We start from the raw sequence: 14,881 nt of genomic DNA on the forward strand, positions 1-14,881 counted from the left end.
CTACCGTATTGAACGGGCGCCTCCAATCAAGCGTTTACCGCAGCCTCGACCGCAGAAACGATGTGATCCACGCTGTCGGTCAGGATCTTTTCGTCTTCGCTTTCTGCCATGACCCGGATCAGGGGTTCGGTGCCTGACTTGCGGATCAGCAGGCGCCCATTGCCGTTCAACTGGCCCTCGGCCTCGGCGATGGCGGTCTTGACCGACGCGATGTCCAGCGGGGTCTGGCCCGCGCTGTAGCGCACGTTCTTGAGCAGTTGCGGCACGGGGTCAAAGACGTGCAGCACTTCGCTTGCTTTCCTGCCGGAATCGACCAGCGCGGCGAGGAATTGCAGCCCTGCCATCAGCCCGTCGCCCGTTGTGGCGTGATCGGTCATCACGATATGGCCCGACTGTTCGCCCCCAAGGTTGAAGCCACCGGCGCGCATTCGTTCGACAACGTAGCGGTCGCCGACATTGGTCCGCTCGAGCGCGACGCCCTGCCCTTGCAGGAACCGTTCCAACCCGAGGTTCGACATGACCGTCGCGACCAGCGCGTTGCCTTTCAGCTTGCCCTCGGTCGCCCAGCGGGCCGCCATCAGGCCCATGAACTGATCGCCGTTGCCGACATTGCCCTTTTCATCGAGCAGGATCACACGATCCGCATCGCCATCGAGGCAAATGCCGACATCCGCGCCATGCGCCACGACAGCCTCGGCCGCCGTTTGCGGGTGCATGGAGCCGCAGCCGTCGTTGATGTTGTGCCCGTTCGGGGCGACGCCCACCGGGATCACCGTCGCGCCCAGTTCCCAGAGCGCTTCGGGCGCGACCTTGTAGGCGGCCCCGTTCGCGCAATCGATCACGACCTTGAGCCCGTCGAGCCGCATCTGGCGCGGGAAGGAAGATTTCACCCGCTCCACATAGCGATAGCGCCCGTCATAGACGTGTTTGGCGCGCCCGATCTTGGCGGCTGGAACGGGTTCGACCCCGTCTGCGACAAGCCGCTCGATCTCGGTCTCGGCGGCGTCGCTGAGTTTGTAGCCATCAGGGCCGAAGAACTTGATCCCGTTGTCGTGGGCGTGGTTGTGGCTGGCCGAGATCATCACGCCCAGGTCGGCGCGCATCGACCGCGTCAGCAGCCCCACCGCCGGTGTGGGCACAGGCCCCAGCAGCAGCACGTTCATGCCCGTACTGGTCAGACCCGCCGTCAGGGCGTTTTCGAACATGTAGCCCGACAGGCGCGTGTCCTTGCCGATCACCACACGGTGTACGCTGTCACCATCGCGGCGGAAATAGCGCCCGACGGCAGCGCCGATGCGCAGGGCCGTTTCGGCGGTCATGGGGGAGGTGTTGGCCGTGCCACGCACGCCGTCGGTACCGAAGAGTTTGGTCATGCAGAAGGATGTGCCACAGCAGCCCGCCATAGTGCAATGGCCTGCGCGTGATCGGCGACATCGTGCGCGCGGATGATCTGCACGCCCTGGGCGATGGCGGCAAGGGCCACGGCGACCGATCCGGGGCTGCGCTGTGCGGCATCCGGCGCGTTCCCGAGGGTGCCGATGAACCTTTTGCGCGAGGCCCCCAGCAGGATGGGCACGCCGAGGCTGTGGAACAGGCTGATACGATTGAGCAGCGCGAGGTTGTGATCGAGCGTCTTGCCAAACCCGATGCCCGGATCAGCGATGATGTTTCTGCGGGGGATGCCGCTGGCGATCAGGCTGTCGATCCGGTCGGCGAGGAAGTCGTAGACGTCGAGCAGGACGTTGTCGTAGTGCGGCGCGTCCTGCATGGTTTGCGGATCGCCCTGCGCGTGCATCACGCAGACCGGCGCACCTTTGGCTGCACAGAGGGGGGCAAGGTCTGCATCATAGGTGAACCCCGAGACGTCATTGACGAGGGTTGCGCCAGCGGCGAGCGCCGCCTCGGCCACAGCCGCCTTGCGCGTGTCGATGGAGATGGGTGTGGTCACACCTGCGGCGCGCAGGGCGCGGATGACGGGGGCGGTGCGTGCGATTTCCTCTTCCGGCGCAACGGGTTGCGCACCGGGCCGGGTGGATTCGCCGCCGATGTCGAGGATATGCGCCCCGGCCTTGATCAATGATTGGCCATGAACGGTCGCGGCCACCGGGCTGTTATGTGCGCCCCCGTCGGAAAAGCTGTCAGGCGTGGTGTTGAGAATGCCCATGATCTGCGGCGCATCCCACGGGCCAGCAAATTGCGCGCGTTCGCGTTCGGTCAGCTCCGAGGCGGGGATGATCTGGGCTGCGTCCCGGCGCGACAGCACTTCGACATGGGTGAACCAGCACCAGCCGCAGCGGATCGCCCCGTGCGGCTGCACGGGACCGGTTTGCATCAGCGGACGCAGGTAGCGCATGGATCAGAGCTGGGCTTGGGTGGCAGGCACGGTGCGCAGGGTCACCGGCGCATCGACGGGGCCGTCATCCCCGATCACCAGCATCTCGCGCGCATCGAAGGTGGCCGCGAACCACGACGCCAGTGCCACCGCATCCGCCCCCTTGGCCGAGGGGCCATCGACCGCATCAAGCACGATCTTGGACGGTGCCCAGACACAGATCTGACCGTTGCGCATGGCCCAATCAAGCTCGGTCCGGGTGTCCACCACCTTGCAGCGGGCATCGCGCGCGGCGAGCACCCAGGCATTCTGTTCGATGGCCAGCAGGTCGATGCGGCGCTGTGCCAGCGGATGGCTGGCCTGCGGGGCGACGGTGGCGTCGGGGCCAACACAGAAGATCAACGGGCGGCCCGTCTTTTCCAACTGGTCAATCCAGCCGTTCAAGTGGTCCGAAGCGATGGCGGCGTTGGACAGGTACACGAGTTCGGGGTGCAGCGCCTCGTCTTCATCCACGCTCACGGGGCGGACGGTGCCACGGCTGCGCACGATCTCGACACCCAGGGCACCGGGACCACGGTCGAGTTTCTCGACACGGACAAAGACCCGCATCGCCTGCGGCTCGATCAGGATGCGGTCAGCGACCCGTTCGGCCAGCGTTTCCAGCAGGTTGAGCCGTTCGTCGGCCAACTCGTGCATGATCGCCTCGGTCACCTTGTCATAGCTGAGGATGCGGTCGACATCGTCGTCGATGGGGCCTGTGAGGGGCCGCACCTCGACCACCACGTTGAAACAGATGCGCTGGGTGACCCCGCGTTCGGCCTGAAAGGCACCGATCTCGACCTCGACCGTGTGGTCGCGCACCGAGATGCGATCCAGCGGTGCTGTGGTGGCCGTAGCCTCGGACCGTTCGGACGGGTGAGAGAACGCAAGACGGATTTCGGACGCCATGTCAGGGCCTTTGCAACAGGGATCAGCGCCGCCCTTCTAGCGCCCGTGCAGGGGCGCGAACAGGGGCAAAGACGCCGCCCAAACGCCCGAAAGCGTCAGATCGGATCAGTTGGACGCTGTGCGGAACGTGTGACGGTAAAAGATGTGGACGCCGATGCGGGCCGTCTTGGTGTATACCCGGCTCCAGCGCGGGCGCACGGCAGTGGTGTGATAGTGCGTCGCCCCGCTGGTGATCGCGGGCGCCTTGCCGTCCAGAACGGCGCGGGCCACCTTGCCCACGCGGGAAAACGCTTGCGCCTCGTGGATCGTCTCGGGCGCACCGTCACAGGTATAGGTAAACTGGCACTGGTATTTGCGGCCCGTGCCCTGATTGATCACACCGCAGACATTGTTGGGAAAGCGCGCGCTTTTCACGCGGTTCATGATCACCTCGGCCACGGCGAACTGGCCCTTGACCGTCTCGCCGCGCGCCTCGAAGTAGAGCGCTTCGGACAGGCACTGCCAATGGGCATTGCCGGACGCCTTGGGCTGCGCATCAAGCCAGCTGCGCGAATAGACGACGTTTTGCGCCTCACCGGCTTTGGCTGCGGGTTCGGTCAAAAGGCTGCTCAGACGACCATCCGACACCGCACTGAGCCCACGTGTTTCGGCCTTGCGCAACGCGTCGGCAGCCGCGTTGTCTGTCGCCTCGGCCAGCGCCACTCCGGTTGTGGCAACCAGAATCGAAAGGGCCAATGCCCCCTTGAAAAAACCACGCATGTAAACCCCCAGGATTTGTGCAATCCGCGCCAATTAGTCAAAAATGCGCATTACGTCCAGTTTTTGACGGTTTATTGGGCACATATCCGCTATGCGTTCAGGCTTGGGTCACATGGCCTGACGCTTTATCCGGTGGAGTTCGTTGCCGAATTCTACCCGATCTTGTGGCCTATCGCTAACTGTGCTGCGGCTAAACGCGCCACCGGAACCCGGAAGGGCGAACAGGAAACATAGTCGAATCCGGCGGTGCGGCAGAAGGCGATTGATTCGGGGTTGCCGCCATGTTCGCCGCAGATCGACAGGGTAATGTCGGGGCGCGCGGCACGCCCGCGCTCGGATCCCAGCTTGAGCAACTCACCCACGCCGTCGATGTCGAGCGAGTGAAACGGATCCTCGGCAAAAACCTCTTGGCGCACGTAATCGGACATGAACCGACCCGCATCATCGCGCGACAAGCCATAGGTCATCTGCGTGAGGTCATTGGTGCCAAAGCTGAGAAAGCTGCAATGCTGCGCGATGTCGCCTGCGCGCAGGGCCGCGCGCGGCGTTTCCACCATCACACCCAGATTGTAGGTGAATTGCGCGCCCTTTTCGGTGGCCACGGCGGCAGCGATGGCGTCGATCCGTGTACGCACCAGTTCGACCTCGCGCTTGGCGCTGACCAGCGGGATCATGATCTCGGGCACGACGGGGTCGCCATCGCGGCTGGCCTCGACCGTTGCCTCGAAAATGGCGCGGGCCTGCATTTCGTAAATCTCGGGCACGGTGACGCCGAGGCGCACACCGCGCAGGCCCAGCATGGGGTTGTATTCCATCATCGCCTCGATCCGCCGGGTCACGTCGGACAGTGGCAGATCAAGCGCGTCGGCCAGTTCGCGTTGGCCGTTGCGGTCGGTGGGCAGAAATTCGTGCAGGGGTGGATCGAACAGGCGGATGCAGACCGGCTGGCCCTGCATGATCGCGAAAAGCTGTATGAAGTCCGCGCGCTGCATGGGCAAAAGCCGTTCCAGCACCGCCCGACGGTCATCGCTGGTTTCGGCAAAGATCATTTCGCGCATGACCGTGAGACGCCCGGCCTCGAAGAACATATGTTCGGTCCGGCACAGGCCGATGCCTTGGGCGGCGAAATTGCGCGCCGTCTGCGCATCGGCGGGGGTGTCGGCGTTGGCGCGGATGTCGATGTCACGCTCTGCGTCGGCCCAATCCATCAGGTCCTGGAACGCGTCATCAAGCGCTGCTTCCTGCATGGCGGGAGCGCCCAGAAGGATGGTGCCGTTGGTGCCGTCCACGGTCACGACTTCGCCCGCCTTGATCACCCGCCCGTCTTCGGTCAGCAGCTGTTGCTTGCGGGTCTGGAAACGGATGTTGCTGACCCCCACGACACAGGGCAGCCCGATGCCGCGCCCGATCACCGCCGCGTGGCTGGTGATGCCGCCCCGTTCGGTGATCACGGCCTTGGCCGCATGCATGCCGCGAATGTCCTCGGGCGAGGTTTCGCGGCGCACGAGGATACAGTCCTCGCCCCGCGACGCGCTGGCCTGCGCGTCGGTCGCGGAAAAGACGATCCGCCCGGTGGCCGCACCGGGGCTGGCCGCAATGCCGGAGCCGAGGATGTCCCGTTTGGCGTGGCGGTCGACCTGACGGTGCAGAAGTTCGTTGAGCGTGTTGGGTTCGACCCGCATCAGTGCCTCCTGGCGCGGGATGATGCCGTCGCGGGCCAGTTGCACGGCGATGCGCACCGTGGCGCGGGACGACCGGGCAAGGCGCACACCGTCGAGGATGCGCAACTGCCCGTTTTCAATGGTGAATTCGACCTGCATCTCTTCGCGCAGGCGGGTGCGCATCAGTTGGGCGTGGGTCACCAACTGGTCAAAGCAATCGGGCACTTCGTCCTGCAACGAGGGGCCGCGATTGTCGCGCGTGATATAGAGGCTGGCCGCATCGGCGTGCAGGGCATCGCGGCCCTGGCTTTGGCGCAGGTAGCGGCCTGTGATCTGGGGTTTGCCGGTCTTGGAGGAGACAAGTTGCAGCACGCCGGAGCCGCATTCCCCTTCCCCCACGCCAAAGGCCATCTGCTGCACGACAAGGCCAAGGCCCGCATCCACCGGCGCGCCCTTGGCCTGGCGCAGCAGGCGGGCCGAGGTGCCCTCCCACGCGCGGGCCATGGATTTGAGCACCCCGGCGAGTTGTTCGGCGCGGGTGTTGGGGAAGGGAGTTTCCGTCTCGTCCTCATAGGCGCGCAGCACGTCGGCGAGGGCCTGTGCCCCCTCGCCCGTGATGTGGTCGAACATGTCCGGGTCGAGCCGGTCGACATGGATCGCGTAGCTTTGCACGAAGCGGGTGAACAGGACGGAGGCTGCATCCGTGCCGAGGGTTGCGCACAGCACCTCGTAGCGCGCATCGTTCATCCCGATGTTGAGAATGGCCGAGGGCCCACCCCAATCGGGGTCTTCGGACGACGGGCGCACGCAGAGCAGCGCGTCCTGCGGGAACTGGCGCATGATGGCGTCGATGTCGGGCAGATGCCCGCTGGCGATGGCATGCACGGCGTCAAAGGACAGGGCGACAGTTGCTGGCACCGGCAGATCAAGCCGAACCAGACGTTGCAGGCATTTCGCACGCCCCCCATGGGTCACCGTGGCGATTGGCGCGGTTTGTGTGACCAGCGTGGTGTTGGGATTATTCTGCACTGCAGCACCGACCTTTCCGTGGCGCAGCATAGACTGTGACGATGATGTGACAAGGGGGTTTGAGGGGCGCAACTCAGACCCGTGACAGGGTGCGACGCCGCAAGCGCCAGGCGGGGGTGCCACAACCTGCATTTGCGCAACGGTTTCCGGGCGTTGCAGGGGGCGCTGCCCCCCGGCCTGCGGCCTCCCCCGGAGTTTATCTGGCAAGATGAAGCGTGGATCAGCCGTCGAGCTTGGTGAGGTCGGCGACCGAGAGGCAGAGCGTGCGGATGCGGCTGAGCAGGTTCAGGCGGTTGCGCCGCACAGTCTGCTTGTCGGTGTTGATCTGCACGGCGTTAAAGAAGGCGTCGATGGGACTGCGCAGCGCGGCCATGGCGTGCATGGCTGTGGCGAAGTCCTGTGCCTCCATCGCGGGGGCGATTTTTGCTTCTGCATGATCGAGGGCGGTGAACAGCGCGCGTTCTTCGTCCGTTTCGGCGTATTTGGCATCGGCGCCATAGGAGTATTCGACGCCGTCTGCTTCTTCGGCTTGCGTGAGGATGTTGTTGGCGCGTTTGAAGCCCTGGATCAGGTTTTCGCCGTCGTCGGTTTTGAGCGTTTCGGAGAGGGCCTTGGCGCGTTTGACCAGCAGGGTGAGGTCGTCGTTGTTTGGCATCGCGATGCAGGCGTCGATGATGTCGTGGCGGATGCCCTGATCACGGAGATAGACTTTTAGGCGGTCGTGGAAGAAGGCTAGGAGTGAACCAGTTAACGCGGCCTCGTCTGCTTGGATTGGTGCTCGCAACTCAATCCGCTTTTGCAGGTCAACGGCAGTTCGAGCGATTTTGCCAAACGTCCTGGCGTTTTCCTCATTCTCACTTACTGAGCCGCTTCGTTCAAGATTGCGTACTTCTGTCAATGCAACGTGAGCACCTGCAAAACGCAGCGGAGGCAACAGGCTCGCGGAAAATCGCAGCGAGATACCGTTTTCAAGCAGCAAGCGAATTACACCTAACGCCGCCCTACGCAGAGCAAACGGGTCCTTGGAACCAGTTGGCTTCTCGTCAATAGCCCAGAAGCCTGTCAGCGTGTCGAGTTTGTCCGCCAGCGCTACAGCGACCGACACTGGTGCAGTTGGCACATCATCCGATGGGCCGAGCGGCGAGTAGTGTTCTTCTGCCGCTGCTGAAATCGCGGCATCTCGACCTGATGCTTCGATGTAATACCGTCCCATAAGCCCTTGAAGTTCCGGGAATTCGTAGACCATTTCGGAGCTGAGGTCTGCCTTGGCCAAACGTGCAGCCTCTTCGGCCATGTCGGGGTCGGCGCCGACCACCGGGGCGAGTTCGCGGGCGAGTGCGGCGATGCGCTCGATCCGGTCGGCCTGGCTGCCCAGTTTGTTGTGGAACGTCACGTTTTCAAGCGCTTGCGTCCAGACACTCATGTCAGACTTGGCCACGCGCAGGTCGTTTTCCCAGAAGAATTTCGCATCTGCCAGCCGCGCGCTCAGCACTTTTTCGTTGCCTGCGAGGATCGTCGCGCCGTTATCCGCCGTTTCGCGGTTGGCGACGGTGATGAACCGTTCGATCCGGCCTGTTTTGGGGTTCTTCACGGAGAAGAATTTCTGGTGTTCCTTCATCGAGGTTTGCAGAACTTCGGCCGGTAACTCGAGGAAATCATTTCCGATCTTGCCCATCAGCACCACGGGCCATTCCACAAGGCCTGCGACCTCGGCGAGCAGACCCGCATCCTCGACCACTTCAAGGCCCGAGGCGAAGGCCATGTTGGTGGCGTCGTGCCAGATCGCCTCGGCCCGCTCGGCCGGGTCCAGCACCACGCGGGCGACTTTGAGCTTTTTGCCGTAATCCTCGAAAGACGCGACAGAAAAGCGGCCCGGGGCCATGAACCGGTGCCCTTCGGTGCTGTCGCCCGAGCTGATGCCGTCGATGTCCATCGGCACCACTTGTGTGCCCGCCTCATCCGTCAGGATGCAGAGGATCGAGTGCAGCGGGCGCACCCATTTCAGCGCGCCTGTGCCCCAGCGCATCGACTTGAGCCAGGGGAAATTGCGAACGGTGTGTTCCAGCACCTCGGCGACGATATCGCCTGCGGGGCGGCCCGGTTTCTCGATCACGGCAAACAGCACGTTCCCTTTTGGGGTTTCGCGGGTCTCGACCTGATCGCGGGTGAGGCCTGCGCCGCGCAGGAACCCTTCGATCGCCTTTTCGGGCGCGTCGGCCTTGGGGCCTTTGCGTTCTTCGCGCGTGGTGGGGGAGTTGGCGAGCAGCCCTTCGACCGTCAGCGTCAGGCGGCGCGGCGTGGTGAAGGCGGCGGCAGAGGCATAGGTCAGCCCCGCCTCGACCAGACCGTTCGTGACCAGCTTTTGCAGGTCTTCACCGGCGCGTTTCTGCATGCGCGCGGGGATTTCTTCGGAGAAGAGTTCGATCAGAAGGTCAGGCATTATTCAGTGTCCCGTTTTGGGCATTCTTCGCCCACAATCGTGCCGTCATAGGCTTTTTCGCCGCAATCGTTGAGTTCGTGCCAGACATAGCCGCGCCCGTCCTCGGTGATGGCGACGATCCGGTCGACGCCGAAATCGACGTTCTTTTGCCCGAGGAAGGGCAGTGCCGTGCCTGCGTCGAGTTCGGCGGCAATGGCTTCGGCATCGAAACAGTCGAACCAGTGGGGCGCGTTGCGCGGGGTGGCCACGTCCAGTCCCACATAGGTTTCGGTCAGCAGCGCCAGCGACATGTCCGTGGTGAAACAGGCGCGGTAGCGGATGGGCGAGCTGTCCGCGTCGATCGCCTCGAAATTGTCGATGGTGATCGGTTCGGGCATGTCGGAGACGACGGAGACGAGTGCGACCTCGGCCTGCTCTACTGTCTGGTAGAAGCCGTAGACCTGCAGGTAGTAGAGTGCGATGCCGCCGATGAGTGAGCCGAGCAAGATAAACATCCCGATGATTTTGCCGCTCATCCCGCGTCCTCGCCCAAACAGAGCACATTGCCGTCGGGGTCGGTGACTTCGACTTCGCGCATGCCGTATTCGGTGATCGTGGGCCCCGAGACGGGCGTGCCGGTGCTGGCGATGTGGGCGATCTGTGCGTCGAGGTCCTGGGGGTAGAGATAGACGCGCCAGCGGTCATAGGCGGCCTCCGGCCCGTCCCATGCGATGAGGAACACCTGAGCGGCGCCCGCGCGGAAGATGCCGAAGCCGGTGGTGGGTGCGCCCGCCTCTTCCTTTACCTCAAAGCCGAGCACGTCGATGTAGAATGCCTTGGCCCGTTGGTAGTCGGAGACCCGCAGCACGGGGGTTGCGTTGGTGTAGGTCACGCCGCGTCCTCCGGGCTCCAACCGCCTGCGCGCGTCTGCACAAAGGCGTCGGCGCATTGTTTGGCGAGGCTGCGGACCCGTCCGATATAGGCCTGGCGTTCGGTGACCGAGATCACGCCGCGCGCATCGAGCAGGTTGAACATGTGCGAGGCCTTGATGCATTGGTCATAAGCCGGGTGCGCCATGATGATCCGCTTGCCGGTCTTGGGGTCGACATGGTCCTGGGCGAGTATCTTTTCGCACTCGACCTCGGCCTCTTCGAACTGGCGCAGGAGGACGTCGGTGTTGGCCACGTCGAAATTCCAGCGGGCGTATTCCTCTTCGGTTTGTTTGAAGATGTCGCCGTAGCTGAGCGCAATCGGGGTTTGCGGGTCGTTGAACGGCATGTCCATGACGTGGTCGACGCCGAGGATGTACATGGCGAGCCGTTCGAGGCCGTAGGTGAGTTCGCCTGACACCGGGTGGCAGTCGTGCCCGCCGACCTGCTGGAAATAGGTGAATTGCGACACTTCCATGCCGTCACACCAGACTTCCCAGCCCAGACCCCATGCGCCGAGCGTGGGGCTTTCCCAGTCATCCTCGACAAAGCGGATGTCGTGCAGGGCCATGTCGACGCCGATGGCCTCGAGTGAGCCGAGATACAGCTCTTGCAGATCGGGCGGGCTGGGTTTTATCAGCACCTGGTACTGATAGTAGTGCTGAAGCCGGTTCGGATTCTCGCCGTAGCGCCCGTCGGTGGGACGGCGCGAGGGTTGGACGTAGGCCGCGGCCCAGGGCTGCGTGCCAAGCGAGCGCAGCGTGGTGGCGGGGTGGAACGTCCCTGCCCCGACTTCCATGTCATAGGGCTGCAGCACGGCGCAGCCCTTGCCCGCCCAATAGGTCTGAAGCCTCAGGATGATCTCCTGAAACGAACGGGGGGGCGTCGGGGTCTGTGACTCGGGCAATGACATGGGCAACAAAACCTAGCTGGGATGCGCGCCTTACCTACGGCCCGCCCCGGGATTGGTCAATTGCGCGCGAGGTGTCTTTTTGCGGGTATTCCCCCATTTCCATTGCGGCGGTTTCCTGCTTATCTTTGCGACCAAGAAAATGGGGCACCAAGACCGTCAAAAGGGGAATTCGGGTGATTTTCAAAAGGGTAGTGCTGGCGTGGACGATGATGATCGCCTTGGCAGGTGCGGTTTTTGCACAGAACGAGGCGGTGTGGATCCAGGTGGAGGCGCAGCCGAGCCTGAACGCGGCAACCGAACGCGCGCGCATCTATGCGGCTGATTTGCCTGATGTGAACGGCTTTGCCCTTGGCGGCGGCTGGTATGGCGTGGCCCTTGGCCCCTATGCGCGCACGGACGCCGAACAGGTGCTGCGCGTCTACCGGTCCGAGGGGGTCATTCCGCGCGACAGCTACATTGCCTTCAGTTCCAGCTTTCGCCAGCAGTTCTGGCCTGTCGGCGCCAACGTATTGAACCGTGGCGTGGTGCAGGCCCCAGTGCCGACGACGCCCGCTGCGCCAACTGCCCCCGCGGTTGCCGCCCCTGCCCCGCCCCCGGCGGATGAGACCCCGGCAGAGGCCCAGCGCAGCGAGCGGTTGCTGAACCGTGATGAGCGCAAGGAATTGCAGATCGCGCTGCAATGGGCGGGTGTCTATCCCGGTGCCATTGACGGGGCCTATGGGCGCGGCACGCGCAGCGCCATGGCCGCCTGGCAGGAACAGAAGGGCTTTGACATCACGGGCGTTCTGACCACGGCGCAGCGCGCGGCGCTATTGAAGGATTACAACTCTGTGCTCGACGATCTGGGCCTGCGCCTTGTGCGTGATGACACCGCAGGCATCGAGATGCAGTTGCCCATGGATGTGGTGACCTTCGAGAAATATGAATACCCCTTCGCCCATTACACAAGCAGCGGCGACATCCCTGCGACCGTGCTGTTGATTTCGCAGGCGGGCGATCAGACCACGTTGTTCGGCCTTTACGACATCATGCAGACGCTGGACGTGGTGCCGCTGGATGGCCCGCGCGAGCGCAAGGATCGTTCCTTCGTTCTGGTCGGTGAGGATGCGACCCGCGTCTCCGAGACCCGCGTCGCGCTGGAAGACGGCATGATCAAGGGGTTCACCCTGATCTGGCCCGCCGGGGACGAGGAACGCCGCACACGGCTGGTCGACGAGATGGAAAACAGCTTTGTCCGTCTGGCCGGTGTGATCCCGCCCGAAGCGAGCACACCCGAGCAGGCCGTTGATCTGGTTGCGGGCTTGCAGGTGCGCAAGCCGCGCCTGTCACGCTCGGGCTTTTTCGTGGATCGCCGCGGGACCGTTCTGACCACCGCCGAGGCTGTGGACAGCTGCACGCGCCTGACGCTGGATGGCGAAACCGAGGCCGAATTGGTGGTGCTGGACAACACCAAGGGCGTGGCCGTGGTCAAACCCAAGTCGACATTGGCCCCTCTGGCCGTCGCCCGGTTCAGCAACGCGGTGCCGCGCTTGAATTCCGAGGTGGCGACATCCGGTTACAGTTTCGAGGGCGTGCTGGGCGCCCCTTCGATGACCTTTGGGACGCTGAGCGATGTGCGGGGTCTGGGCGGGGAGCCCGATCTGGCGCGTCTGGCCCTGAACACCTTGCCCGGCGATGCAGGCGGCCCTGTGCTGGATGCGGGGGGCGGTGTGCTGGGCATGTTGCTGCCCGAGACGCAATCGGGCCGCGCGCTGCCCGAAGGTGTGCAGTTCGCGCTGGACCGTGAGGCGTTGCAGGACGTGCTGGCGCAGGCGGGTATGGCGGCTGCGGGCACGAACAGTTCCACTCCCATTGATCCAGTGGATCTGTCGGCGGCGGCAACGGGCATGACCGTGCTGGTCAGCTGCTGGGACTGACCCCAATTCGTTAAAATTGCGGGCACTGAAGGGTTGGCCGTTAGCCTCGTGTTAACAGCCAAAGGCGCAGGTTTGCGTCGAGGCGTGGGAGCGCTGAGTAAACCTAATCAGTGATCGGAGTGAGTCATGTTCAAATCAATTCTCAAGAGTGCCGCCGTTGTTGCGACCTTTGGTATGGTGATGGCCCCGGCGGCCCCTGCCGTCGCCGCTGTGGCCAAGCCGCCTGCATCCTTTCAAGGGCAGTGGTGGACGCACCCGCTGGGCTGCGAATACAGCCGCGCAGGCCGTCCGGGCGAGACGATGTGGTTTCTGATCGTCAACACCCGCAAGAAGGGCTGCCCGGCCTATATCGCGGGCAACACCTGGGGCGGGATTTACCGCGCCGAAGGGTCGAAATCGTAACCTGAAGGCCGATCAAGAGGCGCTGGAGATGTCCGGTGTCAGATAGATCAATGTTGGGCCGTCTGCGTCGAATGCGGCGCGGACGGTGTCTTGCATCTCGGCCAGCGATGTGGGGGCTGCGGCATAGGCACCGAAAGCCTCTGCCAGTTTGCAGAAGTCCGGATTGCGGGCCACCACCGCGTTGGGTGCGATCTGGGCCCGCACCATGCTTTCCTCGATCTCTTTCAGCTTGCCATTGTCCCACAGGATGATGGGCAGCGGCAGGCCGAGTTCGACGGCCACACCCAGTTCGGCCATGGTATAGTGAAAGCCGTAATCGCCGATGATCGCGAGGGTCGGCTGCCCCTTGCGCGCCACCGCACCGCCGATGGCGGCCGGTGTTGCATACCCCAACGTGCCAAAGCCCGTGGGATGGTGCCAGCCGCCGGGACGGTCCATCGGCCAGACCTCTTTCGCGGCATAGGCGAACTGGGTCATGTCAGAATAGATCACAGACAATTCAGGCAGGCAGTCGCGCAACGCGTCGATCACGGGCACGAGGCCGGGGCGCTCGGCCTCAACCTCTGCCCGCCAGGCTTGGCGGGTCGCGCTGACAGACTTCGCATTCCAGTCCGTGTCTGCCTTGTGGCCTTCGAGCATGTCGAGCAGCCGGTCAAAAAAGGCCGTAGTGTCGCAGCGTAGGTTGATCGCACCGGGTTGCCGGAAGCTGGCCGGATCCAGGTCGACCTGGATGCAAGTGCCCGTAATGCCCGCATCGCGCCGCCACATGTCGGTTTCGGCCAGTTCGGTCCCGACCAGCACCACCACATCCGCCTCACCGATGATGCGCGCACTGTCTGGCCGCGCGAGGTAGCTGCCAAAGTGCAGCGGGCCGTCCCCGGCGATGCCGCGGCCCGCATAGGTTTCGAAGGACGCCGCCTGGAGCGTCTTGAGCGCATGCCGGGCCTTGAGCCCGCATTGGGCCGCGCCGCCACCGAGGATGAACAGCGGTCGCCGCGCCTGCAAGATCGGGGCGAAACACCCGTCAAGCGCGATAGCGTTTTGCGACGCGGCCTGCGGCATGGGCGGGGCGGGCTCTGCGCGCCCTTCAAGGACCGAGATCGGAACCTGGATGTGTTTGGGGCGTGGGCGCCCGGTTTCAAACTCCATCAACGCCCGGTCGATCAACGCGTACGCGGCTTCGGGGGTCCGCGCCTCCTCCGACCAATCGCAGACGGTTTCGGCCGCTGCGCGCTGGTCTTTCATCTGGTGAAGCTGCCCTTTGGTCGCGGCCACCTCGTCCAAACAGCTTGAGATGACCAGCATTGGTACACTGTCGGAGTACGCCTGCCCCATAGGTGTCATGATGTTCGTCAGCCCCGGCCCCGTGATCACGTAGGCCACGCCCGGTTTGCCGGTCGCCCGTGCATAGCCGTCGGCCATAAAGCCCGCGCCCTGTTCGTGGCGTGCGAGCACATGGGTGATCCCCGCCTCTTCGATCCCGCGATACATTTCCTGATTGTGCACGCCGGGGATGCCGAAAATCGTGTCGACGCCTCGGTCTTTGAGCATGTGCGAGATTTGGGCGCCAAGG

The 14,881-nt window shown here is 63.9% G+C and carries 12 protein-coding genes; 2 read left to right on the forward strand and 10 right to left on the reverse strand.

The annotated features are described in order from the left end of the window. Nucleotides 1-26: 26 nt before the first annotated feature. From glmM to ACMHLQ_RS04330, 9 genes are all read right to left on the reverse strand, one after another. Nucleotides 27-1,373: a phosphoglucosamine mutase gene (glmM, locus tag ACMHLQ_RS04290; RefSeq protein WP_415403564.1), complete on the reverse strand. Its 1,347-nt coding sequence runs from the start codon at nucleotides 1,371-1,373 to the stop codon at nucleotides 27-29. Continuing rightward, complete coding sequence (folP, locus tag ACMHLQ_RS04295) at nucleotides 1,370-2,353, reverse strand: dihydropteroate synthase (RefSeq protein ID WP_415403566.1); 984 nt, start codon at nucleotides 2,351-2,353, stop codon at nucleotides 1,370-1,372. Before folP ends, glmM begins: the two co-directional genes overlap by 4 nt. A 3-nt stretch (nucleotides 2,354-2,356) precedes the next feature. Continuing rightward, nucleotides 2,357-3,280 (reverse strand): dihydroneopterin aldolase, encoded by a 924-nt coding sequence (locus ACMHLQ_RS04300; protein ID WP_415403568.1) that lies wholly within the window; start codon nucleotides 3,278-3,280, stop codon nucleotides 2,357-2,359. Nucleotides 3,281-3,385: 105 nt separating this feature from the next. Continuing rightward, nucleotides 3,386-4,039, reverse strand: coding sequence for a cell wall hydrolase (locus ACMHLQ_RS04305; protein ID WP_415403570.1), 654 nt, complete (start codon nucleotides 4,037-4,039; stop codon nucleotides 3,386-3,388). Nucleotides 4,040-4,191: 152 nt separating this feature from the next. Continuing rightward, on the reverse strand, nucleotides 4,192-6,759 hold the full coding sequence (locus tag ACMHLQ_RS04310) for a putative PEP-binding protein (RefSeq protein WP_415403571.1): 2,568 nt from the start codon (nucleotides 6,757-6,759) through the stop codon (nucleotides 4,192-4,194). A 190-nt stretch (nucleotides 6,760-6,949) separates the two neighbouring features. After that, the gene (glyS, locus tag ACMHLQ_RS04315) at nucleotides 6,950-9,169 is read right to left on the reverse strand and encodes a glycine--tRNA ligase subunit beta (RefSeq protein ID WP_415403572.1); all 2,220 of its coding nucleotides are present in this window, start codon (nucleotides 9,167-9,169) and stop codon (nucleotides 6,950-6,952) included. After that, nucleotides 9,169-9,684, reverse strand: a complete 516-nt coding sequence (locus ACMHLQ_RS04320; protein WP_415403573.1) for a DUF6446 family protein — start codon at nucleotides 9,682-9,684, stop codon at nucleotides 9,169-9,171. The genes glyS and ACMHLQ_RS04320 overlap by 1 nt, the downstream gene beginning before the upstream one ends. Further along, complete coding sequence (locus ACMHLQ_RS04325; protein WP_415403574.1) at nucleotides 9,681-10,040, reverse strand: glyoxalase superfamily protein; 360 nt, start codon at nucleotides 10,038-10,040, stop codon at nucleotides 9,681-9,683. The genes ACMHLQ_RS04320 and ACMHLQ_RS04325 overlap by 4 nt, the downstream gene beginning before the upstream one ends. Next, nucleotides 10,037-10,990, reverse strand: coding sequence for a glycine--tRNA ligase subunit alpha (locus ACMHLQ_RS04330; RefSeq protein WP_415403575.1), 954 nt, complete (start codon nucleotides 10,988-10,990; stop codon nucleotides 10,037-10,039). Before ACMHLQ_RS04330 ends, ACMHLQ_RS04325 begins: the two co-directional genes overlap by 4 nt. Nucleotides 10,991-11,163: 173 nt before the next feature. On the opposite strand from ACMHLQ_RS04330, the gene ACMHLQ_RS04335 reads away from it, so the two are divergent. Then, on the forward strand, nucleotides 11,164-12,906 hold the full coding sequence (locus tag ACMHLQ_RS04335) for a serine protease (RefSeq protein WP_415403576.1): 1,743 nt from the start codon (nucleotides 11,164-11,166) through the stop codon (nucleotides 12,904-12,906). A 126-nt stretch (nucleotides 12,907-13,032) separates the two neighbouring features. Further along, nucleotides 13,033-13,308 carry a hypothetical protein gene (locus ACMHLQ_RS04340; RefSeq protein ID WP_415403577.1) on the forward strand — a complete coding sequence of 92 codons (276 nt, stop codon included), beginning with the start codon at nucleotides 13,033-13,035 and terminating at the stop codon, nucleotides 13,306-13,308. Between the two features lie 12 nt (nucleotides 13,309-13,320). Here ACMHLQ_RS04340 and ACMHLQ_RS04345 read toward each other — a convergent pair whose 3' ends face one another. Next, on the reverse strand, nucleotides 13,321-14,859 hold the full coding sequence (locus ACMHLQ_RS04345; RefSeq protein WP_415403578.1) for a 5-guanidino-2-oxopentanoate decarboxylase: 1,539 nt from the start codon (nucleotides 14,857-14,859) through the stop codon (nucleotides 13,321-13,323). Nucleotides 14,860-14,881 lie beyond the last annotated feature (22 nt).

This window comes from Tateyamaria algicola, from assembly GCF_047715485.1.
GTDB lineage: Bacteria > Pseudomonadota > Alphaproteobacteria > Rhodobacterales > Rhodobacteraceae > Tateyamaria.

Bases quoted from the DNA above. Each gene is read 5' to 3' on its own strand.
- glmM (WP_415403564.1), bottom strand. From the start codon at position 1,373: ATGACCAAACTCTTCGGTACCGACGGCGTGCGTGGCACGGCCAACACC.
- folP (WP_415403566.1), bottom strand. From the start codon at position 2,353: ATGCGCTACCTGCGTCCGCTGATGCAAACCGGTCCCGTGCAGCCGCAC.
- ACMHLQ_RS04300 (WP_415403568.1), bottom strand. From the start codon at position 3,280: ATGGCGTCCGAAATCCGTCTTGCGTTCTCTCACCCGTCCGAACGGTCC.
- ACMHLQ_RS04305 (WP_415403570.1), bottom strand. From the start codon at position 4,039: ATGCGTGGTTTTTTCAAGGGGGCATTGGCCCTTTCGATTCTGGTTGCC.
- ACMHLQ_RS04310 (WP_415403571.1), bottom strand. From the start codon at position 6,759: ATGCTGCGCCACGGAAAGGTCGGTGCTGCAGTGCAGAATAATCCCAAC.
- glyS (WP_415403572.1), bottom strand. From the start codon at position 9,169: ATGCCTGACCTTCTGATCGAACTCTTCTCCGAAGAAATCCCCGCGCGC.
- ACMHLQ_RS04320 (WP_415403573.1), bottom strand. From the start codon at position 9,684: ATGAGCGGCAAAATCATCGGGATGTTTATCTTGCTCGGCTCACTCATC.
- ACMHLQ_RS04330 (WP_415403575.1), bottom strand. From the start codon at position 10,990: ATGTCATTGCCCGAGTCACAGACCCCGACGCCCCCCCGTTCGTTTCAG.
- ACMHLQ_RS04340 (WP_415403577.1), top strand. From the start codon at position 13,033: ATGTTCAAATCAATTCTCAAGAGTGCCGCCGTTGTTGCGACCTTTGGT.
- ACMHLQ_RS04345 (WP_415403578.1), bottom strand. From the start codon at position 14,859: ATGCTCAAAGACCGAGGCGTCGACACGATTTTCGGCATCCCCGGCGTG.